Below are 23,234 nucleotides of genomic sequence, written 5' to 3' on the forward strand. Positions count from 1 at the left end.
AAGTTCTGGCACACCCGACTTCCGTACCCCACCTGGCATCGCGCCCCCGGAGGACCACTGTGACCGACCAGTTCCCAGGCACCGGACCACCCCCCGCCCGTCGTACCGTGCTCGGCGCGATGGCCGCCGCCGGTACGGGCATCGCCCTCGGCCTCACGGCAGTACCGCGCGCGACGGCTGCCACGGCGGCGTCGGGCTCGTATGTCGTCGAGAGCGGTTCCTCCGGCAGGCGGCAGACGATTCTCGGCCTGGGCTTCGAGATCCAGTCCGACCACATCGGGGCCCAGGACAACGAGATGGACCCGGACGACCCGGTCAGGTCCGGCGCCCCGCACGACCTGACCGAGAGCGAACGCGCCCGCTTCTACCGCGACATCCTGATGGGGGGACGTGCCGACCGGGGCTTCCGCTACTGCCGTCTCGGCCAGGGCATCTGGCTGCGCGGCGTCTCGCAGGACAGGAAGCAGATCGTCGGCCGCTGGTCCTCGCAGATGGGCGTGCTCGCCGAGATGCACGAGCAGGCGAAACTGGACGGCCTCGCGGCGACGTACTTCACGCCCGCGCCGTACTGGAAGTCCACGCAGAGCCTGATGAACGGCACGCTGGCCTGCTTCGCGCCGAGCTTCGCGACGACCCACCCCCAGTACAACGGCGACAAGGCCCGCTTCCTGGACGACTTCGGCGATTCTGTTGTCAGGGACCTGAAGTACCTGGAGTCCAACGGGCTTCCCGTCCGGATGTGGGGCCTGCAGAACGAGCCGGGCAACTGGGACCGCAAGTACGGCAGCTGCGGGTACACGGCCGAGTCGTACCTCGAAACGTTCCGGGCCGTCGCCCCGAAGGTGCGGTCGGCCTTCCCCGGCGTACTCGTCCACGTCGACTCCCGTGACGGTCAGTCCGGCGGCTTCGGCACAGCCGTCCGCGGCGACAGCACCGCCCTGTCGTACGTCGACGCCTGGACGCACCACTACACCAGCCAGTCCCCGGACAAGCTGATCTCCGCCCCCGCCTACTACCTCGACAACCGTGAGGGCCGCGAGGTCTTCAACGACGAGTTCGAGTGGGAGGGCGCTTCCACCCTCAACCACGAGCTGACGGTGGACACGGCCCACTCGGTGATGAACTGGATGACGTTCGCCGACTCCCGTACCTGGTTCTGGCTGCACGCCCTCAAGCCCACGTACACGAACGTCGCCGTGGGCTACGGCCTCGGCATCTGGCGGCCGGACGAGGACGACGACTTCAGCGAGTACCCGGGCATCCAGAAGGGCCACTGGTACTACAACGCGCCCGTCTGGAACGCTCTCAGCGGCTTCACCAGGTACCTGCCGTGGAACTCCGTGCGCCATCACGTCGAGGAGCCGGTGGACCCGGCGACCGGCAAGCCGTCCGTGAACAACCGGATCATGGCCTGGCGCACGCCCGAGGGAAAGCTCGTCCTCGCGCTCACCCACCGGGTCCCGAACGCGCAGACGTCCACCGCCGCGCCGTACACCTTCGAGGTGAGCACCGGCAGCGGCCGCACCTTCACCGGCCACCGGTTCAGGTGGAGCCCGCACACCGAGCCGCTGGCCGAGAACAACGTGGCGCGGGGCACCGCAAGCGGTCCCGAACTGAGCATCACCGTGCAGCCCAACACCATCGAGTTCTGGGTCGAGAACAACTGACGCACGCGCACTGATCCGCCGACCGACCGACAGGAGATGACGATGTCCCACCCCGGTGCCACCCCCGAGCCGCGAGGCATCAACCGCCGTTCGCTGCTTCGCGGCGCCGCGATCGCGGGAGCGGGCGCGGCGATCTATCCCGTGCTCAACCGCGTTCCCGCCGCCGCGGCGGCCACGTCCGGCAGCTACACCATCCGCTACGACCAGGCACGCCGGCAGACCATCAAGGGACTGGGCTTCGAGATCCAGTCCGACTCCATCGGCTCCGGCAACGACGGCCTTCCCGACACCGTCAGTGGCGTGCCGTACGACCTGACGCCCTCGGAGCTGACCCGGTTCTACCAGGACATGCTCATGGCGGGCCGCTCCGACCGGGGCTTCCGCTACTGCCGGCTGGCGCTCGGGCTCTACTACCGCGGCCTGGACTCCACGCAGAAGCACATGAGGGGCCGCTACCCCGGGCAGACCGCGCAGCTCGCGGACATGATCGAGCAGACGGGCATCGAGGGCATCTCGGCCGAGTACTGGTCACCCGCTCCCGGCTGGAAGTCCAACAACTCCTACATCGGCGGGACGCTCAAGTCGTTCGCCCCTGCGGACCTGGACGCGCTCGGCGACGCCATGGCCGGCGACCTCGACTACCTCAGCTCCCGGGGCGTACCGATCTCCATGTGGGGACTGCAGAACGAACCGCGGTTCTCCACCCCGTACTCCTCCTGCGCCTACGACACCGAGCAGTACCGCAAGACCTTCGCCGCGGTGGCGCCGAAGATCCGGGCCAAGTACCCGAACGCGCAGATCATGGCGGACAGCCTGGACGGCTGGGGCGGCGAGATCGGCAAGGCGCTCAAGGCCGACCCGGATGCCCTGAAGTACGTGGACGCCTGGACCTACCACCGCATCGGCGCGGACAGCAACGACCAGATGACCAAGGACTTCACCTCGGGCGCCGTCGGGAAGCCGGTCTACAACAACGAGTTCGAGTACCTGGACAACCGGACCTCCGACGTACGAACCGTCAACACAGCGCAGTCGATCATGAACTGGATGGTCTTCCAGGACTCACCGACCTGGTTCTGGCTGCACGCCCTCAAGCCGACGACCAACGCCGAGGCCCCGGGCTACTCGCTCGGATTCTGGCGACCGCCGGGCGACACGGACTTCAGCCACTTCCCGGACATCCCCGTCGGGCACTGGGACTACAACCCGCAGAACTGGAACGGCGTGGCCGGGTTCGTGAAGTACATGCCGTGGGACTCCGTCCGCTACGCGGTGGACGAATCCGCACGGCTCGGCGACCAGCGGATCATGGCCTGGAAGACCCCGCAGGGCAAGCCCGTCCTCGCCGTGACCAACCGGTCGGCCACGGACTCCTTCACCTACACCGTGGACACCCAGACGGCCGCGGCCTTCGAAGGGCACCGGTACGGTCCCACGACCAACAACCAGAACCTCGGCACCAGGACCGGCCCGCAGCTGACCCTGACCCTCCCGCCCCTGTCCATCGAGTTCTGGGTCCGCTCCTAGGCGGCCCACCGCCCGCACCACCGGCGGCCCGCGCACCAAAAGACCCCCCTGACCGCGTTTCCGCAGGTCAGGGGGGTCTTGAACACGTGGAGCCTAGGAGATTCGAACTCCTGACATCTGCCTTGCAAAGGCAGCGCTCTACCAACTGAGCTAAGGCCCCGGATAGCGGGCACCACCGGACGCACCGGCATTGTGGTCACCGCCGCAGACCAGAGTACCCGCTGATCCCCCGAATCCTCCAAAAATTGGGGCTCCCGGTCAGCGACCACGCTCCGTAAGATGCTCGTCGGGGTTCGCAGCAGCGAAGCCTCAGCGAAGGGGAGACGCTATGGACGCGGCACAGCAAGAGGCGACAGCCAGAGCCAGGGAACTTCAGCGCAGTTGGTACGGGGAACCGCTGGGGGCGCTCTTCCGTCGGCTGATCGATGATCTGGGCCTGAACCAGGCACGGCTGGCGGCGGTGCTCGGGCTGTCCGCCCCCATGCTCTCCCAGCTCATGAGCGGTCAGCGGGCGAAGATCGGCAACCCGGCAGTGGTGCAGCGCGTCCAGGCGCTCCAGGAGCTGGCCAGTCAGGTCGCGGACGGCAGTGTCAGCGCGGGAGAGGCCACCGACCGGATGGAAGAGATCAAGAAGTCGCAGGGCGGCTCCGTACTCACCGGGACGGGCCAGACGTCTTCGACCAGTGGGGCGCCCACCGTGCGCCGGGTGGTCCGCGAGATCCAGTCGCTGCTGCGGTCCGTCGCGGCGGCCGGTGACATCATCGATGCCGCGGACGCCCTCGCCCCGACCCACCCGGAACTGGCAGAGTTCCTCAAGGTGTACGGAGCAGGACGCACCGCGGACGCGGTGGCGCACTACGAGGGACACCAGAGCTAATCCGGGCAACGGGCCGGGCAACCGGTCCGGCAGCCGCAGGATCCGGGCACGGGGCACACGCACCGGCCGAGAGCAGGAACGGGGAGCGAGCGCAGCGCAATGGGTGAGGTCTTCGCTGGTCGGTACGAGCTGATCGATCCGATCGGACGTGGTGGGGTCGGGGCTGTCTGGCGTGCCTGGGATCACCGGCGCCGCCGCTATGTGGCGGCCAAGGTCCTTCAGCAGAGCGACGCACACACGTTGCTGCGCTTCGTCCGCGAACAGGCCCTGCGGATCGAGCATCCGCATGTGCTCGCTCCGGCCAGCTGGGCCGCGGACGACGACAAGGTCCTGTTCACCATGGACCTCATCACCGGCGGTTCGCTGGCCCATGTCATCGGTGACTACGGCCCGCTCCCTCCTCGGTTCGTCTGCACACTGCTCGACCAGTTGCTGTCCGGGCTGTCGACGGTGCATGCCGAGGGGGTCGTGCACCGGGACATCAAGCCCGCCAACATCCTCATGGAGGCCACCGGCACCGGCCGGCCGCACCTGCGGCTGTCCGACTTCGGCATCTCCATGCGCAAGGGCGAGCCACGCCTCACCGAGACCAACTACGTGGTGGGGACGCCGGGTTACTTCGCTCCCGAGCAGATGATGGGCGCGGAGCCGGACTTCCCCGCGGACCTCTTCGCGGTCGGACTCGTCGCCCTGTATCTGCTCCAGGGGAAGAAGCCCGACGCACAGGCGCTCATCGAGCACTTCGCCGCGCACGGCACACCCAGCGCTCCGCAGGGCATCCCCGAGCCTCTCTGGCAGGTGCTCGCGGGGCTGTTGCAGCCGGACCCGCAGGCCCGCTTCCGTACGGCCACGGGCGCGCGCAAGGCGCTGACCGCCGCCGTCGAGATGCTGCCCGAGCCCGGCGCGGAGGACGAGCCGGTGGAGGTCTTCGACCAGATCGGCCCGCTGCCCGACGGCTTCGGCCCCACGGGCCCGGTAACCGCCCCGCAGCAGCCCGGCCGCCCCGGCTCCCCGACCGGGCAAGCTCAGCAGGGACAGGCAGCGCAGGTACCAGGACAGCAGACAGGCCGGCAGCAGACAGGCCGGCAGCAGACAGGCCGGCAGCACACGGGCCAACAGCCCACGGAGCAGTCGTACGCGCAGCCCCAGGCCTCGATGTCGGAGACGGGCAGCTTCCACCTCCCGCCGCCCCCGCAGCAGCCCAGCTCCGCTCCCCAGGCGCCCCAGCACGCCGCTCCCGTCGCTCACCAACCGGCGCAGCCCAGCACTCCGGCCGCCCCTCCCGGCATCCCCGCCCCGCAGCATCCGGCGCATGCGGCGCCCCCCTTCCCCGCCGCCGTGCCGAACCCCTCACAGGCCCCCACGGCAGCGGTGCAGCACGAACAAGCTCTTACTCGTCCATACACCGCTCAGCCCTCGCAGGTTCCCGCTCCCGGAGTGGGAGTTGCCGGGGCCGGGGTGCCGCCGCACTACGCGCAGTCGCCGTCGCAGGCACCGTCTTCGCAGGTCATGTCCCCTGCGCAGATCGCGGCACCCGCCCCGCAAAAGCGGCCGGGACCGTCCACGAAGGTGGCGGTCCCGGTGTTGCTGGTGGCGCTGATCTGCTTCGCCGTGGGGATCTGGGCCCTGACCCAGGCCTGATCCGGACGAAAGACCCGAGGGCCTTCGGCCCCGCCCGGCTACCAGGCCTGCGGCGGGCCCCCGTACGGATGCTGCTGCCCGCCGTCGGCCGGCCCGGCCTGTGCCGCGGTCGCCGTCTGCCCGCGCCGTGCGAGCAGCATCCACGCGCCGAGCCCGAGCACCAGCACGGCGCCCGCGCCGATGCCGGCCGCGCCGAGCAGCTTCATGTTGCCGCTCTTGCTCTCGGCGGCCTGGGCGCCGCTCCGGCCGCTCCTCGCCATGTCCTTGTCGCCCTGTGAGACGCCGAAGATCCCCGCGTCCCCCTGGTACGGCGTGTCCCCGGTCTTCCCCTCGACCTCGACCGTGAGGGTCAGCGGGAACGGCTTGGAACCGTACGCCTTGGCGACCTCCGGGCTCAGCGTGACGGACAGGTAGTACCAGCCCGCGAAGCGCATCGCGCTGACGCCGGTGTCGGAGGCGTACCTGTTCTCGTACGCCACCGGAGGCACCGGGTCCAGGGAGACCGAGGCCGGTTTGCCCGAGTAGGCCATCGGGGACGCGTTGTCGACATGGCCGTGCGCCGGATTGTCCAGGGAGAGGGCGAGCGCGCCACTGACGTACTCGTCCGCGTCCGGGACGGTGCTGTTGCCGAGTGCGGCGGTGGCGAAGATCTGCTGGCCCCAGTCCACCGGAACCCGGTAGAAGAGCGTCTGGCCGGGCTTGGCCTCGTCCTTCCACTCACCGGTCTGCAGACTCGTCGCTTCGTAGTAACTGCTCCCGCCGTGCCTGCGGTTGTCCTTCGCCGCCTCGGGCGGCTCCGGTGACGCGGACGGCCAGTCCTCCGGCGCCTCGGTCCGCGTCGCCCCGCCCTTCGCGAGCCCCGGCTCGGAGGCGTACCGGATCTCCAGCTCCCACTCCCCGCGCCCCGAGGTGTCCTCGCTCTCGCGCTCGATCAGGACGTTGTACACACCGGCGCCCTGGCAGCTGCTGCTGTCCTTGTCCACGTTGCGGTAGGCGTACGCGGCGATGGGACGCGGGTACTCCGCGGACCCGAAGCGGGCGCTCTCCGTGCTGCACGCCAGGTCCGACTTGTCCCTGATGCTGATCGAGATGCCGTCCCCGTAGGCGACCTTGCCGCCGTCCTTGGGCACGACGACGGCCGAGACGTACGCGTTCGTCGTCGCCTTCAGGTTCAGCCGGTAGTACAGCTTCTGGCCGAACTTGATCGAACTCCGGTAGACAGAACCGGCCGTGAGCTCGTTCGCATCCGTATTGACCTCGGTGCCGCCGACCGTCTTCGCCTGCGGGTCGAAGGCGTACGCGGCTGCCGCGCCGGCTCCGTACGCCTGCGCCGGCAGCGCCGCCACCGCGCACATCGCCGCGACCGCGGCCAGTATCGCCCGGCCCCTGCTGCGCTGCCTCATCACGCGCTTCCCCTCGTCGACCGTGCGGCTGCCCCGCGGCGGTTGCGTACATATACGAACACGGCGATGAGCACAGCCATGACGGCCGCCCCGGCAGCAGCCGCGATGCCGGTCCATCCTGCCCCTCCAGCACCACCGCTGTCTGCGGACGCGGTCGACTCGCCCTTCTTGTCCGCATCCCCTCCGGTGGACTTGCCGCCGCTGTCGCCGGATCCGGCCGCCACGGGCGCCCCGTGCTGCGGGCCGGTCCGTGCCGCACCGAGCACCGACACCCGCAGCACCAGGCCGATCTGCGGATTCTCCGCGATCTCCGCGGCCCGTGCGCCCAGCGTCACCGAGATGTAGAAGCCGCCCCTGGCGTGCACCGGCTGGACATTGCTCCGGTCCTCGTAGCGGTTGGTCCAGGAGACCGGGACGCCGCCCATCGGAAGCGCCGAAGGCCGCCCGTTGTACATCGTGGTCGAGGTGAACTCGCCGCCTCCGGTGAGGGGGTAGCGGGCCGGGGTGTAGAGCTGGGTCGCCCCGTAGGAGTACGTGGCGGAGGTGCGGTCCACCGTGGGCTCGTTGGCGAACTCCACGTCGTAGCGCACCTGCTGGCCCCAGTCGGCCGGAACCTTGTACCAGAGCGTCTGGGACGGCAGGATCCGGTCGCGCCAGACGCCCTGGCCGATCTCCCGGGCATCGTTGAATCCGGTGCCGCCCCGCACATCGCGCGGATCGCCCGTCGGCAGCACGGCCTCCTTGCCGCCCCTGCCGTACTCCGCCTGCGACTGGGCGGGCGTCACGCCCCCGTCCAGCGGCGCCTCGACCCCGTACACGAGCTCCAGCGGCCAACGCGCGGCGTCCGAGCCCTTCTTGCTCTGCCGCTCCACCACCAGCCGGTAGCGGCCCGCACGGTCACACGTGCGGGTGCCCTCCGCCGAGCGGATCCGGGCGACCGCCGATGTCAGCGGGGCCGCCCCCTCCTTCTGCAGGAAGCGCGCGGTGTCCGTCCCGCAGGAGCCGTGCTCGTCGTACTCGATCCTGGTGCTCAGCGCGTCGAACGTGTCGACGGCCGCGCCCGGCTGCGGCACCGCCGTCGCCGCGAAGTCCGCCGTGGACACCGCGTCCAGATCCACCGCGTAGTACCGCTTCTCGCCCGGCCCGATGGTGTCCAGGTACTGCCCGGGTACCAGCACGGGGGCCCGGTCCGCCGTGGCCGCGCCCGTCACCCGCTCGCCCCGGAAGCGGTACCCGTCGGCGGAGAGCTGCGCGGCGCGCTGGAGCTGACGGGCCAGCGCCTTGGCGTCCGGGGCGTCGTAGTAACGCCCGTTGCCCGCCTGCGCGATGCATTCGAGCTGTTCGCGGGCCGCGCCCTTCACCTGGAAGCCGACGGTGTCGATCCGCAGCCCGATGCCCTCCTTGCCGAGCTGCTCGGCGACCTCGCAGGGCTGCGGCGTACCGCAGTTGTCCTCGCCGTCGGAAATCAACAGGATGGTGCGCGTGCCGATGGCGCCGGCCGCGGGCCGCGGCAGATCCCGCGCCGCCTTCCGGAGCGACAGGCCGATAGGGGTGTCGCCCCTGGGCCGTACGGCTGCGACCGCCCGCTTCAGCGCGGTCCGGTCGAGCCCCCGCACCGGGCGCACGAGGCGGGTGTCCGTGCAGCCCTGGGGCCGGTCGGCGCCGTACACCCGCAGGCCCGTCGGATGGCCGTCGGGAAGGGCGTCCACGACCGTGCCGACGGCCGCGCGGGCGCTCTCCATCCGGGTCCGGCCCGTACCGTCGTCGTCCCCCATGGAGCCGGACGAGTCGAGCACCATGACCAGGCTGCCGCTCCCGCCGGATGCGGCCGCGTCCGACGCCGCACCGGTCCCCCCGGGCGCCGCCACGGCCGGCAGCGCGCCCGCCACCAGGGCGAACAGCGCCCCGCCGATCCATGTCCCCGCCCGCACCGTGCGGCGGTGGCTGCCAGCCCTCATCCGTTCCCCCTAGACCGAAATACCCGGATTCTTTGCTCAAGCAACCTATTGATTTGCGTAGGTGAACTCAAGAGCACAGGTGTCACGGTCCCGCAACAGCACGAAGCCCCGGCCGCTCAGGCGACCGGGGCTCGCAAACAGGCTGTTCTGTCTCACACACCCGAACCTGCGGGCACGGAGTCAGTCGCCTCCGTCCACAGATCCTGCTCGGCGCGATCCGCCTGGATCTGGCGGTACACGAGGAGCCCGCCGATGGCGGCCAGTGCGACCAGGAGAAGCTTCTTCACCGCGCGACCTCGTCTTTCGTTGGCGTAGGGGACTTCTGGCGCCCGACTATACACACCGGCCGATATCGACCGGTGACCTCCCCGCAACCCAACTGGGGCCTGCGGAAAAGCGATCGTCGGAGGATCGGGTCACCCCCGCCGACGCCCTGTCACCACCCCGTCACTGGCCCGTCACCGACGCCGGAAGGAACTCCGCTCCGGCCGGTCGGGCCCGGTTGCACCATACGAGTGGTGTTCATCTGAACATCGGCACATCGGCAGCGTCGGTCCGTGAAATCGCGCCCCGGATCCACATCATCAGGAAGGTAAGCAAAACGGACCACCTGAAAGTGAGTGAGGCGCCATGAGCACCTACCGGGCCAAGAACATCTGGACCGCCTTCATCACCGCGTTCTTCGCACTCCTCGCGGCACTGGGCCTCGCGGGCTCCACCGCTTCGGCCACGGAAGCCACGGTCACGGAGCCGGCGACCACGACCCAGGAGCACACGGGTGCGACCGCGGCAACCGCGACCACCCCGTCGGTGCGATGGACCCTTCCGCGTGACCGGGCGCTGCCACCCACGATGAAGCAGCGCATCCGCGCAGAGGCGCACGGCTCCTCACCCGCCACCCGCCATCTGTCCGCCGACACCACGGACACCACGAGCACAACGAACACCACCAGTACCGCCCGCGCCTCGCACGGAGCCCCGGCGGGGGCCGCGTCCCTGCTGCCCCCCTGAGAGCGGCGCACCTGACTCCCAGAGCCCCCGGGCCGGTTCACACCGGACGGGGGCTTTCCCGTGCGCCCGCCCACAGACGGGCACAGCGGACAGGCACAGCAGACGGCCACAGCAGTCACGCCCGTACCGGACCGCACCCCTGGCCGCATCCGGGGCACCCGGGGCACCCGTCCCCGACGGTGCGACCGGAGCGGGCCAACACCACCGGAGCGACCGGAGCAAGCCACGTACCACCGGAGCAGGCCCCGTACCACCGGAAGCCCGGTACTACCGGAGCGGCCTCCCGACCTCCAGCCCCCGCCTCCAGCCCCGGCCCCAACACCCGCCCCAACACCGCACCCCGCCCACGCAGAAGGCCCGGTCCCTCCGAAGAGGGGCCGGGCCTTCTGTCTGTCACTGTGGGGCTAACAGGATTTGAACCTGTGGCCTCATCCTTATCAGGGATGCGCTCTAACCAACTGAGCTATAGCCCCGCCGCGCTTTTGTGTCGCGCTGACGTGAAGAAGATTAGCGCACGTCGGGGCCAGTCCCAAAATCGGTAGATGCGCCGCTACTCGTCCTCGGCCAGCGTGAGCTCGACACCGCCCACGAAGCCGGCCGACAAGTTGTAGATGAAGGCGCCCAGCGTCGCCAGCGCGGTCGCCAGCACCACATCGAGCACGGCGATGACCGACGTGAAGATGAGGACCCTGGGCAGCGACAGGAACGACTGCAGGTCGAAGCCGCTGCCCTCGTTGGAGCCGGTCGCCTCGCTGATCGTGCCGCCCACGGTGGAGAAGACGCCCATCGCGTCCATCACCATCCACAGGACCGCCGAGGCCACCACCGTGCAGATGCCGAGCGCGATGGACAGCAGGAAGCTGACCTTCATCACCGACCACGGATCGGCCTTGGCCACCCGCAGACGCGCCTTACGGGTACGCGGAGTGGTCCGCGCCCCCGTCCGCGGCTTGCGGGCCGCCTGAGCCTCGCCCGCGCCCTGCTGGGCCCCCTGGGGGCGGCCCCCGTGCGTCCCGCCCGGAGGCGAGGGGTAGGCCTGCGGCGGGTGGTAGGGCCCCGCCTGGCCCGGTGCGGGCTCACGCTCGCCGGGCAGGGGCCCGGCCGCGTAGCCCTCGTACTGGGGTTGAGGACCCCGGGTATCCGTCACAGTGCCCCCTTGGGAGTCCGTGGCAGGGCCACGGGCACCGTTCGCGCCGGCTCCGGAAGCGGCCGAACCGGCGCCCGTGGCTCCACTCACGCTCTACTCCTCGTGCTCCCCGGTCGAGGACGTGGTGCCCTCGACAGTGCTCTCACCAGCCGCGTCGGCCGTCTCGGCCTCAGCTGTCACTGCCTCGGCCGCATCGCCGTCGGCGTCGACGGGACCGTCGACCTCTTCGGCCTCACGACCCGCCTCGGCGTTACGGGCGATGCCGACCACGGCATCACGCTTGCCCAGGTTGATCAGTTGGACGCCCATGGTGTCACGGCCCGTCTCCCTGACTTCATTGACTCGCGTACGAATCACACCACCGCCGAGCGTGATGGCAAGGATCTCATCCGTAGCCTCGACCACCAGCGCACCGACCAGTGAGCCCCGGTCCTCCACGATCTTGGCGGCCTTGATGCCCAGGCCGCCGCGACCCTGGACGCGGTACTCGTCGACGGGGGTCCGCTTCGCGTACCCGCCGTCAGTGGCAGTGAACACGAAAGTACCGGGCCTGACGACATTCATCGAGAGGAGTTCGTCTCCCTCGCGGAAACTCATGCCCTTGACGCCCGAGGTGGCACGGCCCATCGGGCGCAGCGCGTCGTCCGTCGCGGTGAACCTGATCGACTGGGCCTTCTTGCTGATGAGCAGCAGATCGTCCTCCGACGACACCAGCTCCGCGCCGATCAGCTCGTCGTCCGAGCCGTCCGCCGTCTCGCGCAGGTTGATGGCGATGACGCCACCGGAGCGCGGGGAGTCGTAGTCCTTCAGCGCGGTCTTCTTCACGAGACCGCCCTTCGTGGCCAGGATCAGGTACGGCGCGGCATCGTAGTCACGGATCGCCAGGATCTGCGCGATCTGCTCGTCCGGCTGGAAGGCCAGCAGGTTGGCGACGTGCTGACCGCGCGCGTCCCGGCCGGCGTCCGGGAGCTCGTACGCCTTGGCCCGGTAGACGCGGCCCTTGTTCGTGAAGAACAGCAGCCAGTGGTGCGTCGTCGACACGAAGAAGTGGTCGACGATGTCGTCCTGCTTCAGCTTCGTGCCGCGCACGCCCTTGCCGCCGCGCTTCTGCGAGCGGTAGTCCTCGGTCTTCGTCCGCTTCACATAGCCGCCGCGGGAGATCGTGACGACGATGTCCTCCTCGGCGATCAGGTCCTCCACGGACATGTCACCGTCGAAGGGCACCAGCTTGGAGCGCCGGTCGTCGCCGAACTTGTCGACGATCGCCGCCAGCTCCTCGCTGACGATCTGCCGCTGCCGCTCGGGCGAGGACAGGATCGCGTTGTACTCGTTGATCTTCGCCTGGAGCTCGTCGTGCTCGGCGGTGATCTTCTGGTGCTCCAGCGCGGCCAGCCGGCGCAGCTGCATCTCCAGGATCGCGTTCGCCTGGATCTCGTCGATCTCCAGGAGGCCCATCAGGCCCTCCCGCGCGATCTCCACGGTGTTGCTGCGCCGGATGAGTGCGATGACCTCGTCGATGGCGTCCAGGGCCTTGAGGAGGCCGCGCAGGATGTGCGCCCGCTCCTCCGCCTTGCGCAGCCGGAACCGCGTACGCCGGACGATGACCTCGATCTGGTGCGTCACCCAGTGGCGGATGAACGCGTCGACCGACAGGGTGCGCGGCACCCCGTCCACCAGCGCCAGCATGTTGGCGCCGAAGTTGGACTGCAGGTCGGTGTGCTTGTACAGGTTGTTCAGGACGACCTTGGCGACCGCGTCCCGCTTGAGCACGACGACCAGGCGCTGACCGGTACGCGACGAGGTCTCGTCACGGACGTCGGCGATCCCGCCGACCTTGCCGTCCTTGACCAGGTCGGCGATCTTCTGCGCGAGGTTGTCGGGGTTGGTCTGGTACGGAAGCTCCGTGACCACCAGGCACTGGCGGTTCTGGATCTCCTCGACCGCGACGACCGCGCGCATCGTGATCGAGCCACGGCCCGTGCGGTACGCCTCCTCGATGCCCTTGCGGCCCACGACGAGGGCGCCGGTCGGGAAGTCCGGGCCCTTGATCCGCTCGATCAGGGCCTCCAGGAGCTCCTCCTGCGAGGCCTCCGGGTGCTCCAGGTACCACTGCGCGCCGGAGGCGACCTCGCGGAGGTTGTGCGGCGGGATGTTGGTCGCCATGCCGACCGCGATGCCCGCGGAACCGTTCACCAGCAGGTTCGGGAAGCGCGCCGGCAGGACCGTCGGCTCCTGGTTCCGGCCGTCGTAGTTGTCCTGGAAGTCGACGGTCTCCTCGTCGATGTCGCGGACCATCTCCATGGACAGCGGCATCATCTTGCACTCGGTGTACCGCATGGCGGCGGCCGGGTCGTTGCCCGGGGAACCGAAGTTGCCGTTGGAGTCGACCAGCGGCATGCGCATCGACCAGTGCTGCGCCAGGCGCACCAGGGCGTCGTAGATCGAGGAGTCGCCGTGCGGGTGGTACGTACCCATGACGTCACCGACGACGCGGGCGCACTTGTAGAAGCCCTTCTCGGGCCGGTAGCCGCCGTCGTACATCGCGTACAGCACCCGGCGGTGGACGGGCTTGAGGCCGTCCCGCACGTCGGGCAGTGCACGCGACACGATGACGGACATCGCGTAGTCGAGGTAGGAGCGCTGCATCTCCGTCTCGAGCCCGACGGGCTCGACACGCATGCCCACGCCCTCGACGGGCGGAACCTCTTCTGGCGTCACGGGGGCGGGGGTGTTCTCGTCGGCCATTGCTGGTCAAAGTCCTTTCGCGCTGCGGCTTGCTGTTACGGCCGACTCAGATGTCGAGGAAGCGGACGTCCTTGGCGTTGCGCTGGATGAACGAGCGCCGCGCCTCGACGTCCTCACCCATCAGCACCGAGAACAGGTCGTCGGCCTGCGCCGCGTCGTCCAGCGTGACCTGGCCGAGCACGCGGTGGTCGACGTCCATCGTGGTGATGCGCAGTTCCTCGGCGTTCATCTCGCCGAGGCCCTTGAAGCGCTGGATCGAGTCGTCCTTGATCCGCTTGCCGTTCTGCTTGCCGAGCGCCACGAGGGCGTCGCGCTCGCGGTCCGAGTACGCGTACTCGAAGTCGTCCCGGCCCCACTTGATCTTGAAGAGCGGCGGGCGCGAGAGGTAGACGTGCCCGGCCTCGACCAGCGGCCGCATGAAGCGGAAGAGGAATGTGAGCAGCAGGGTGTTGATGTGCTGACCGTCGACGTCGGCGTCCGCCATCAGAATGATCTTGTGATAGCGGAGCTTCTCGATGTCGAAGTCCTCGTGGACCCCGGTGCCGAAGGCCGAGATCAGTGCCTGGACCTCGGTGTTCTGCAGGATCTTGTCGATGCGGGCCTTCTCGACGTTCAGGATCTTGCCGCGGATCGGCAGGATGGCCTGGTACATCGGGTTACGGCCGGACTTCGCCGAACCACCGGCGGAGTCACCCTCGACGATGAAGATCTCGCACTTCGTCGGGTCGTTGGACTGGCAGTCGCTCAGCTTGCCCGGCAGCGAGGCGCTCTCCAGGAGCCCCTTGCGGCGGGTCAGGTCACGCGCCTTGCGGGCGGCCACTCGCGCGGTCGAGGCGGCGATGCCCTTGCGGATGATGTCGGCGGCCTCGTTGGGGTTCCGGTCGAACCAGTCCGTGAGCTGCTCGTGGACGACCTTCTGCACGAAGGTCTTGGCCTCCGTGTTGCCCAGCTTGGTCTTCGTCTGGCCCTCGAACTGCGGCTCGCCCAGCTTCACCGAGATGATCGCCGTCAGACCCTCGCGGACGTCCTCACCGGTGAGGTTGTCGTCCTTCTCGCGCAGCAGCTTCTTGTCGCGCGCGTACCGGTTGACCAGCGAGGTCAGCGCCGCACGGAAGCCCTCCTCGTGCGTGCCGCCCTCGTGCGTGTGGATCGCGTTGGCGAAGGAGTAGACGCCCTCGCTGTACTGCGTGTTCCACTGCATGGCGATCTCTGCCGAGAGGAGCCGGTCCTTGTCCTCGGCCTCGATGTCGATCACCGACTGGTGGATGACATCGCCCTTGCGGGAGTTGAGGTACTTGACGAAGTCGACGATGCCGTTCTCGTAGTGGTACGTGACCGTCCGGGTCGTCTCGTCCTCGGGGACGTCGGCCGCCTCGGCGCTGTCCGCGCCCGCCGTCGCCTTCGCGGACTCCCGCTCGTCCGTCAGCTTGAGCGTGAGGCCCTTGTTGAGGAAGGCCATCTCCTGGAAGCGGCGCGAGAGCGTCTCGAAGGAGTACTCGGTCGTCTCGAAGATGTCGCCGTCGGCCCAGAAGGTGACGGACGTGCCCGTATCCGCGGTCTCCTCGTTCTGCTTCAGCGGGGCGGTCGGGACGCCGAACTTGTAGTCCTGGGTCCAGCGGTAGCCGTCGGTCTTGACCTCGACGGCGACCCGGGTGGACAGGGCGTTGACGACGGAGACACCGACGCCGTGCAGACCGCCGGAGACCGCGTAGCCGCCGCCGCCGAACTTTCCGCCCGCGTGCAGCACGGTGAGCACGACCTCGACGGCCGGCTTGCCTTCGGACGGCACGATGCCGACCGGGATGCCGCGGCCGTTGTCGATCACGCGCACCCCGCCGTCGGCGAGGATCGTGACGTCGATCGTGTCCGCGTGACCGGCCATCGCCTCGTCGACGGAGTTGTCGACGACCTCTTGGACGAGGTGGTGGAGACCGCGGTCACCGGTCGAGCCGATGTACATGCCGGGTCGCTTGCGGACCGCGTCCAGGCCCTCCAGCACGGTGATCGCGCTGGCGTCGTACGAGGCGGTCACCTCGCCCGGGGCGGGAGAGGCCACCTCGCCCGGCGCGGGAGCGGCGGTGCTCCCGTCGGGGATGGACGGAATGTTCTCGTTGGGGTTGCCGGAATCGGCCACGAAGCGCCCTTTCTGGCACAGCACAGGCCGTTCTCCGGGCAGGCGGGAGCGGCTGCGTCGTTCGGCTTGTATCGACGAATCCCGCAAGGACGCGGGATTGTCCACCAGTCTACCGGTAGCGCCGACCCGAATGGGGGTTTGCCGGTACCTGAGTCCGCATGTGCCGCCCTGAATCCACGCCTGACGACTCCCCATATTCGGGAAGGGGCCTCAAGGGGCTCACACGGGCGTTGAGCGCTTCGGCCTGTCAACCTCCCGCTACGGTGAGGGACGCCCGCTCCGCACCCCGCGGTTTCCACCACCGCACACCCGTACAAGACGGTGTCCGCAGGCATCGGGAACAAGCGGCACACACCTCGCCGCGGCCCCCTGCGCCAACACGGTCGCACCGGTCTCGAAAACGGGTAAAAGCCCAGCTCAGCCGTAGGTGTCGCCCGGTCCCTTGCTGCCCGGCGCACGCAGCGGACCGAACCTCCGCTGCGGTCCTCCCGGCCCCAGAACCTTGATCATCCGTACGGTGCCGTGCCCCAGATCCGCGTTCAGCCGGGCCACCAGCTGAGGCGCGAGCAGCCGCAGCTGGGTCGCCCAGGCCGTCGAGTCGCACTGGACCGTCAGCACCCGCTCATCGGGATCCTCGTCGTAGCGCAGGGGAACACAATGATTGGCCAGATCATCACCGACGATCTGCGGCCAGCGGCCCATCACACCGCCCACCGCCGCGGGCGCCTCCCAGCCGCGTTCGGTGATCAGCCGGTTGATCGCCGCACCCAGCGGCAGCGGATCCCGGCCGTCCGCCCGCGCCCCGGACCGCAGCCCGCCGCCCCGCCGGGCCTGCTTCTTCTGCTGCGCCGCCGCACCGCGGGCCCGCGCCTGCTCCTTCGCCGCGCGCAGGGCCACCCGGGCCAGGTCCACCCCCGAGGCCTCCGGCTGCTTCGCCGCCCCGGACGGCGGCTTCGGCGGTGTCCCGCCCCGGCCGCCCTCCGGGAGCTGGTCCGGGCTGTCCGCAGCGCCGCTCACAGCCGCTCCACCTCGCCCGCGGAGACCGCGTACCGCGTCCCCGCGAGCACCCCGGGGACGTCGTCGTCCACCGCGGCCGTCACCAGCACCTGCTCGCCCGGCGCCACCAGCTCGGCAAGGCGCTCACGCCTCCGCGCGTCCAGCTCGGCGAAGACGTCGTCCAGGACCAGCACGGGCTCGTTGCCCTCGCTGCGCAGCAGATCGTACGAGGCCAGCCGCAGGGCCAGCGCGTACGACCAGGACTCCCCGTGGCTCGCGTACCCCTTGGCCGGCATCCCGCGCAGACCGAGCACCAGGTCGTCGCGGTGCGGGCCGACCAGCGTCACGCCCCGCTCGATCTCCTGCTTGCGCACCTCGGCCAGGGCTGCGATCAGCTGCTCGTACAGCTCCTCGCGGGTACGGGCGGGACCCACGTCCGCGCCCACCGAGCTCCGGTACTCCAGCGTCACGGGGCCGCCGCCGGGCGCCACGTCCGCGTACGCCTTGTCCGTCAGCGGCTGCATCGTCGCGATCAGGTCGAGCCGCTGCGCCAGCAGCTCGGCGCCCACCTGGCCCAGGTGCTGGTCCCAGACGTCGAGCGTCGACAGGTCCATCGAACGGCCACCGTGCCTGCGCGCCATCGCCGCCGATTTCAGGAGCGTGTTGCGCTGCTTCAGCACCCGCTCGTAGTCGGAGCGGACCCCGGCCATCCGCGGCGACCGTGCCGTGACCAGCTCGTCCAGGAACCGGCGGCGCTCGCCCGGGTCGCCCTTCACCAGCGCCAGGTCCTCCGGAGCGAACAGCACCGTCCGTACGATGCCGAGCACGTCACGGGGCCTGACCTGCGACGATCTGTTGATCCGGGCGCGATTGGCCTTGCCCGGATTCAGTTCGAGCTCGACCAGCTGCGAACGCTCGCCCTGGGTGACGGCGGCCCTGATGACGGCCCGCTCCGCGCCCATGCGCACCAGCGGGGCGTCCGAGGAGACCCGGTGGCTGCCGAGCGAGGCGAGATAGCCGACGGCCTCGACCAGATTGGTCTTGCCCTGGCCGTTGGCCCCCACGAACGCGGTGACGCCCGGGTCGAGAGGCACCTCGACCCGGGCGTACGAGCGGAAGTCGGCCAGCGACAGATGCGTGACATGCATGGTGTACGCCGACCTTCCCGGCTTCCTGCTCCGTGCTGTTGCTCCGTGCTGTGTGGTGCGGGCGGACACCCGGTCCGGCCCGCTCCCCTTCGCTGCTACTTCTTGTTCTCGACCGCGTGGCCGCCGAACTGGTTGCGCAGTGCGGCGATCATCTTCATCTGCGGGGAGTCGTCCTGGCGCGAGGCGAACCTGGCGAAGAGCGACGCGGTGATCGCGGGCAGCGGGACGGCGTTGTCGATCGCGGCCTCCACCGTCCACCGGCCCTCGCCGGAGTCGGCGGCGAAACCGCGGAGCTGGTCGAGGTGCTCGTCGTCGTCCAGCGCGTTGACCGCCAGGTCGAGCAGCCAGGAACGGATGACCGTGCCCTCCTGCCAGGAGCGGAAGACCTCGCGCACGTCGGTGACGGAGTCGACCTTCTCCAGGAGCTCCCAGCCCTCGGCGTAGGCCTGCATCATGGCGTACTCGATGCCGTTGTGAACCATCTTCGCGAAGTGGCCGGCGCCGACCTTGCCCGCGTGGACGGAACCGAAGTCGCCCTCGGGCTTCAGGGCGTCGAAGACCGGCTGGACCTTCGCGACGTTCTCGGCGTCGCCGCCGTACATCAGCGCGTAGCCGTTCTCGAGGCCCCAGACACCGCCGGAGACGCCGCAGTCGACGAAGCCGATGCCCTTGATGCCGAGCTCGACCGCGTGCTTCTCGTCGTCGGTCCAGCGGGAGTTCCCGCCGTCCACCACGACGTCACCGGCCGACAGCAGCTCGGCCAGCTCGTCGATCGTGGACTGGGTCGCGGCGCCCGCCGGGACCATCACCCACACGACCCGGGGGCCCTTCAGCTTGCCCACAAGCTCTTCGAGGCTGTGGACATCGGCGACGTCCGGGTTGCGGTCGTAACCGATGACGGTGTGGCCTGCGCGGCGGATGCGCTCGCGCATGTTGCCGCCCATCTTGCCGAGGCCGACGAGACCGATCTCCATCAGAGATTCCTTAAGCGTTGTGCCGATTCGTACCCAGGACCGAGCCTACGCCCGGCCGGGGACAGGGCGACGGGCATGCTCGGCGCTGAGCGTGCCCGTCGGGGCCTGCCGTGACAGGACCGGTGACCGGATCAGCCGGAGAGGCGGACCGGCATGATCAGGTACTTGTACGCGTCATCCGCCTCGGCATCCACGGCGGCGCGGCCGCTGAGCAGCGCGGGCTTGGTGGACGTCGTGAAGGAGAGCTGGGCGACGGGGGAGTCGATCGCGCTCAGGCCGTCCAGCAGGAAGGTCGGGTTGAAGGCGATCGAGATGTCGTCGCCCTCCAGGACCGCGTCGACGCGCTCCACAGCCTGTGCGTCGTCGCTGGAACCCGCCTCCAGGATCAGCACACCCTGCTCGAAGCTGAGCCGGACCGGGGTATTCCGCTCGGCCACCAGCGCGACGCGCTTGACTGCCTCGACGAACGGGGCGGTCTCGATGACCGCGACCGTGTTGAACTCGGTCGGGAAGAGCGTGCGGTACTTCGGCAGGTCGCCCTCGAGCAGCCGGGTGGTCGTCCGCCGGCCGGCGCCCTCGAAGCCGATGAGGCCCTCACCCGCGCCGGAGCCCGACAGCGCCAGCGTGACAGTGTCGCCGCTGGTGAGCGCCTTGGCGGTGTCCAGCAGCGTCTTGGCGGGGACCAGCGCGACGGCGGAGGCGTCGGCGTTCTCCGGCTTCCAGAGGAACTCGCGGACCGCGAAGCGGTAGCGGTCGGTGGAGGCCAGGGTGACGGTGTCGCCCTCGATCTCGATGCGCACACCGGTGAGGACGGGCAGCGTGTCGTCACGGCCCGCCGCGATGGCCACCTGGGCGGCGGCGGAGGCGAAGATCTCGCCGGGGACCGTCCCGGTCGCCGTCGGCATCTCGGGCAGTGCGGGGTACTCCTCCACAGGAAGGGTGTGGAGTGTGAACCGCGAGGAGCCGCAGGCCACCGTCGCCCGTACACCGTCTGTGGAAATCTCCACCGGCCGGTTGGGCAGGGCGCGGCAGATGTCGGCGAGCAGCCGGCCGGAGACCAGCACCGTGCCGTCCTCCTCGATCTCGGCATCCACCGAGACCCGGGCCGAGACCTCGTAGTCGAAGCTGGAGAAGCTGAGGGCACCGTCCTCGGCCTTCAACAGCAGCCCCGCAAGAACGGGCGCCGGCGGCCGGGCCGGGAGGCTACGGGCCACCCAGGCCACAGCCTCCGCGAGTACATCGCGCTCCACCCGGATCTTCACCGGAACCGCCTCCTGCTGTTGCTCGCTCGCCCTGCTGGCCTTCGTCGTCTGGTCGGGTCGCTCCACCGATGGGACGGGGAGGACGCCGGGGTCCAGTCTGACGTACGGCACCGACACTCGGTGCTGCTCGGGGTCAAGTCGCGACAAGCGGTCCGCGGAGCTCCGGCGCCGAGTTGTGCACAGGCCCCACTTCGAAGCGGATTCCGGGCTAACTAGAGGTAGTAGTAGTAGTAGGGCCTGTGGAAACCGTGGATAACGTCGTTTTCGCAGGTCAGGCCCTGTTTTTTGTCCACCGAGCCTGTGGGCGGAACCGGTGGACAACCCGGGGTTTCTGTGGACACCCGAAAGTTCTGCACAACCGGTACACAGGGCAGGGGGGTTTCTCCCCAGGTCTGTCCCCAGCTTTACCCAGCTTCCCCACAGCCCAACCGACCCTCTTGGTGTGACGCCTTTCACTCGGGGCGGTGAGAGCGGGTGTCGTGTTGCCGAACAGTGGACAGAGGTGTGGAGAAGCCCGCAGAAGCTGGGGACAAGAAGGTCCGGCCTGTGGGCTGCCGGTGGACAACGCTGGCACGACCCTGTGGACGAAAAACTTGTCCACAGGCTGTGGATCATTGTTGACCACAAATCCCCAGGCCTCTGAGCTGGCCTGATGGAGTATCGGCTGCCGTGCCTGTGGAAGCAGTATGGACAACTTTTCAATCCCCAGGCTGTGGAGGGGAGATTGTGCCCAGATCTGTGGAGAACGGCCCCTCCGCGGCAGGTATTCGAACAGCGGGGACGGGCCCGCGCCCCGGGAACCTCGTGCACAGCGGTCCCTGACCCGACTGAAAAGGGCGCTCCGGGACCCGATTCGGGTCCCGGAGCGCCCTTTCGGTGCTCGATGAAGCGTGGCTGTAAGACGGGTGGTGGCCCGTCAGCCGTTCTTGATGCGGTTGGTGAGCTCGGTGACCTGGTTGTAGATGGAGCGCCGCTCCGCCATCAGCGCGCGGATCTTGCGGTCGGCGTGCATCACGGTCGTGTGGTCGCGGCCGCCGAACTGGGCGCCGATCTTGGGCAGCGAGAGGTCCGTCAGCTCACGGCACAGGTACATCGCGATCTGGCGCGCCGTCACGAGCACGCGGCTGCGCGAGGATCCGCAGAGATCCTCCACCGTCAGCCCGAAGTAGTCGGCGGTCGCCGCCATGATGGCCGGCGCCGTGATCTCCGGGGCGGCGTCCTCACCGCCCGGGATCAGGTCCTTCAGCACGATCTCGGTCAGCCCGAGGTCCACCGGCTGGCGGTTGAGACTGGCGAAGGCCGTGACCCGGATGAGCGCGCCCTCCAGCTCCCGGATGTTGCGGGAGATACGGGAGGCGATGAACTCCAGCACCTCCGGCGGAGCGTTGAGCTGCTCCTGCACCGCCTTCTTACGGAGGATCGCGATGCGCGTCTCCAGCTCCGGCGGCTGCACATCGGTGGTGAGACCCCACTCGAAACGATTCCGCAGCCGGTCCTCCAGAGTCACCAGCTGCTTGGGCGGCCGGTCGGAGGACAGCACGATCTGCTTGTTGGCGTTGTGGAGCGTATTGAAGGTGTGGAAGAACTCCTCCTGCGTCGACTCCTTGCTCGCCAGGAACTGGATGTCGTCGACCAGCAGGATGTCGACATCGCGGTACCGCTTGCGGAAGGTGTCGCCCTTGCCGTCCCGGATCGAGTTGATGAACTCGTTGGTGAACTCCTCCGAGCTCACGTACCGCACCCGGGTTCCCGGGTAGAGGCTGCGGGCGTAGTGCCCGATGGCGTGCAGCAGGTGGGTCTTGCCGAGCCCCGACTCCCCGTAGATGAAGAGCGGGTTGTACGCCTTGGCGGGCGCCTCGGCGACGGCGACGGCCGCGGCGTGCGCGAAGCGGTTCGAGGCTCCGATGACGAAGGTGTCGAAGAGGTACTTCGGGTTCAGCCGGGCGTGCGGCTCACCGGGTCCGGGCGCGGGTGCGGGCTGTGCGCCCATCGGTCCGGGGACGCCGCCGGGCCGGCCCGTTCCGCCGCCCTGCCGGTGCTGGGGCTCCTGCATGTCGCGGCGCTCGGACCGCTGGGACTCGTAGCCCTGGTGCTCGGGGGGCTGCTGGCGGTAGTCGTGCTGGGGCTGCTGCTGGGGGCGGCCGCCGCCGTACGGCTCGCGCCAGTGCTCGCCGGAGGTGTCGCGGTCCTGGTATCCGCCGAGCCGGGGCTGCTGCCAGGAGAGGTCCTCCTGGGTGCGGGGCCAGGCGCCGGGCTCGGGGCGCTGCTGCTGGTAGTCGGGGTACGCGGGACGGGCGGTCGGCATGCCGTCGTCCGAGGGGCGGTGCCCGTAGCCGTCGTAGGCGTCGTTGTGCTGCCGCTCGTCGTGCTGCGGTCCCTGATAGCGGTGCTGCTGCTGGGACTGGTGCTGCTGCGACTGGTGCATCGGGGGCGCCGGCGGGTTCGGCGGCTCGCCCGCGGAGTCGTCGACCGTGATCGCGATCCGGATCGGGCGGCCGCACTCGCGGGTCAGCGTCTCGCTGATGAGCGGAGCGAGCCGGCCCTCCAGTACGCGCTTGCCCCATTCATTGGGGACGGCGAGCAGCGCGGTGTCGGCAACCAGGGCGAGCGGCTGGCAGCGCTCGATCCACTGTTTGTCCTTCGGCTCGATGCCCTGCTGGCCCTCCCCGAGGAGTTGCTCCAGCACTCGTGGCCACACTGCGGCAAGATCGGCAGGTACGTCAGCCACAAGGCACGCTCTCTCG

The 23,234-nt window shown here is 69.5% G+C and carries 16 protein-coding genes and 2 tRNA genes; 5 read left to right on the top strand and 13 right to left on the bottom strand.

The features are described 5' to 3' along the window. Window positions 1-59 precede the first annotated feature (59 nt). Window positions 60-1,667 (top strand): hypothetical protein, encoded by a 1,608-nt coding sequence (locus OG892_RS19875; RefSeq protein WP_371629868.1) that lies wholly within the window; start codon window positions 60-62, stop codon window positions 1,665-1,667. Window positions 1,668-1,709: 42 nt separating this feature from the next. Then, window positions 1,710-3,194, top strand: a complete 1,485-nt coding sequence (locus OG892_RS19880; RefSeq protein WP_371629869.1) for a hypothetical protein — start codon at window positions 1,710-1,712, stop codon at window positions 3,192-3,194. Window positions 3,195-3,281: 87 nt separating this feature from the next. Here OG892_RS19880 and OG892_RS19885 read toward each other — a convergent pair. Further along, window positions 3,282-3,354, bottom strand: a tRNA-Ala gene (locus OG892_RS19885). A gap of 168 nt (window positions 3,355-3,522) precedes the next feature. Here OG892_RS19885 and OG892_RS19890 point away from each other — a divergent pair. After that, window positions 3,523-4,071, top strand: coding sequence for a helix-turn-helix domain-containing protein (locus OG892_RS19890; RefSeq protein WP_371629870.1), 549 nt, complete (start codon window positions 3,523-3,525; stop codon window positions 4,069-4,071). Between the two features lie 99 nt (window positions 4,072-4,170). Continuing rightward, window positions 4,171-5,712 (top strand): serine/threonine protein kinase, encoded by a 1,542-nt coding sequence (locus OG892_RS19895; protein WP_371629871.1) that lies wholly within the window; start codon window positions 4,171-4,173, stop codon window positions 5,710-5,712. A 38-nt stretch (window positions 5,713-5,750) separates the two neighbouring features. Here OG892_RS19895 and OG892_RS19900 read toward each other — a convergent pair whose 3' ends face one another. The 3 genes from OG892_RS19900 to OG892_RS19910 all read right to left on the bottom strand — a co-directional run bounded on the left by OG892_RS19900 (window position 5,751) and on the right by OG892_RS19910 (window position 9,360). Beyond that, entirely contained in the window at window positions 5,751-7,115 is a 1,365-nt protein-coding gene (locus OG892_RS19900; RefSeq protein WP_199884294.1) for a hypothetical protein, read from the bottom strand. After that, the gene (locus OG892_RS19905) at window positions 7,115-9,073 is read right to left on the bottom strand and encodes a VWA domain-containing protein (RefSeq protein ID WP_371629872.1); all 1,959 of its coding nucleotides are present in this window, start codon (window positions 9,071-9,073) and stop codon (window positions 7,115-7,117) included. Before OG892_RS19905 ends, OG892_RS19900 begins: the two co-directional genes overlap by 1 nt. 152 nt (window positions 9,074-9,225) lie before the next feature. Further along, a complete protein-coding gene (locus OG892_RS19910) occupies window positions 9,226-9,360 on the bottom strand; it encodes a DLW-39 family protein (protein WP_003958712.1) in 135 nt (44 codons plus the stop codon). Between the two features lie 343 nt (window positions 9,361-9,703). Between OG892_RS19910 and OG892_RS19915 the strand changes: the two genes are divergently transcribed. Continuing rightward, window positions 9,704-10,084: a DUF6344 domain-containing protein gene (locus OG892_RS19915; RefSeq protein ID WP_073733253.1), complete on the top strand. Its 381-nt coding sequence runs from the start codon at window positions 9,704-9,706 to the stop codon at window positions 10,082-10,084. A 399-nt stretch (window positions 10,085-10,483) separates the two neighbouring features. Here OG892_RS19915 and OG892_RS19920 read toward each other — a convergent pair. From OG892_RS19920 to dnaA, 9 genes are all read right to left on the bottom strand, one after another. Then, window positions 10,484-10,557, bottom strand: a tRNA-Ile gene (locus tag OG892_RS19920). Between the two features lie 77 nt (window positions 10,558-10,634). Continuing rightward, complete coding sequence (locus OG892_RS19925) at window positions 10,635-11,231, bottom strand: DUF3566 domain-containing protein (protein WP_073733252.1); 597 nt, start codon at window positions 11,229-11,231, stop codon at window positions 10,635-10,637. Window positions 11,232-11,324: 93 nt separating this feature from the next. Next, window positions 11,325-13,976: a DNA gyrase subunit A gene (gene gyrA, locus OG892_RS19930; protein WP_073733251.1), complete on the bottom strand. Its 2,652-nt coding sequence runs from the start codon at window positions 13,974-13,976 to the stop codon at window positions 11,325-11,327. 46 nt (window positions 13,977-14,022) lie between these two features. Then, entirely contained in the window at window positions 14,023-16,134 is a 2,112-nt protein-coding gene (gene gyrB / locus OG892_RS19935; RefSeq protein ID WP_073733250.1) for a DNA topoisomerase (ATP-hydrolyzing) subunit B, read from the bottom strand. Window positions 16,135-16,527: 393 nt separating this feature from the next. Beyond that, window positions 16,528-17,127 carry a DUF721 domain-containing protein gene (locus OG892_RS19940; protein WP_073733249.1) on the bottom strand — a complete coding sequence of 200 codons (600 nt, stop codon included), beginning with the start codon at window positions 17,125-17,127 and terminating at the stop codon, window positions 16,528-16,530. Then, window positions 17,124-18,254, bottom strand: coding sequence for a DNA replication/repair protein RecF (gene recF, locus OG892_RS19945; RefSeq protein ID WP_371629873.1), 1,131 nt, complete (start codon window positions 18,252-18,254; stop codon window positions 17,124-17,126). Before recF ends, OG892_RS19940 begins: the two co-directional genes overlap by 4 nt. A 95-nt stretch (window positions 18,255-18,349) precedes the next feature. Beyond that, complete coding sequence (gene gnd / locus OG892_RS19950) at window positions 18,350-19,228, bottom strand: phosphogluconate dehydrogenase (NAD(+)-dependent, decarboxylating) (RefSeq protein WP_073733247.1); 879 nt, start codon at window positions 19,226-19,228, stop codon at window positions 18,350-18,352. A gap of 131 nt (window positions 19,229-19,359) precedes the next feature. Then, window positions 19,360-20,490, bottom strand: a complete 1,131-nt coding sequence (gene dnaN / locus OG892_RS19955; protein WP_073733246.1) for a DNA polymerase III subunit beta — start codon at window positions 20,488-20,490, stop codon at window positions 19,360-19,362. 916 nt (window positions 20,491-21,406) lie between these two features. Then, window positions 21,407-23,218, bottom strand: coding sequence for a chromosomal replication initiator protein DnaA (gene dnaA / locus OG892_RS19960; RefSeq protein ID WP_073733244.1), 1,812 nt, complete (start codon window positions 23,216-23,218; stop codon window positions 21,407-21,409). Between the last annotated feature and the right edge of the window lie 16 nt (window positions 23,219-23,234).

Source organism: Streptomyces sp. NBC_00341 (assembly GCF_041435055.1).
Lineage (GTDB): Bacteria > Actinomycetota > Actinomycetes > Streptomycetales > Streptomycetaceae > Streptomyces.

Coding starts and splice junctions, on each gene's coding strand:
- OG892_RS19880 (WP_371629869.1), top strand. CDS start 1,710: ATGTCCCACCCCGGTGCCACCCCCGAGCCGCGAGGCATCAACCGCCGT.
- OG892_RS19890 (WP_371629870.1), top strand. CDS start 3,523: ATGGACGCGGCACAGCAAGAGGCGACAGCCAGAGCCAGGGAACTTCAG.
- OG892_RS19895 (WP_371629871.1), top strand. CDS start 4,171: ATGGGTGAGGTCTTCGCTGGTCGGTACGAGCTGATCGATCCGATCGGA.
- OG892_RS19900 (WP_199884294.1), bottom strand. CDS start 7,115: ATGAGGCAGCGCAGCAGGGGCCGGGCGATACTGGCCGCGGTCGCGGCG.
- OG892_RS19905 (WP_371629872.1), bottom strand. CDS start 9,073: ATGAGGGCTGGCAGCCACCGCCGCACGGTGCGGGCGGGGACATGGATC.
- OG892_RS19915 (WP_073733253.1), top strand. CDS start 9,704: ATGAGCACCTACCGGGCCAAGAACATCTGGACCGCCTTCATCACCGCG.
- gyrA (WP_073733251.1), bottom strand. CDS start 13,976: ATGGCCGACGAGAACACCCCCGCCCCCGTGACGCCAGAAGAGGTTCCG.
- recF (WP_371629873.1), bottom strand. CDS start 18,254: ATGCATGTCACGCATCTGTCGCTGGCCGACTTCCGCTCGTACGCCCGG.
- gnd (WP_073733247.1), bottom strand. CDS start 19,228: ATGGAGATCGGTCTCGTCGGCCTCGGCAAGATGGGCGGCAACATGCGC.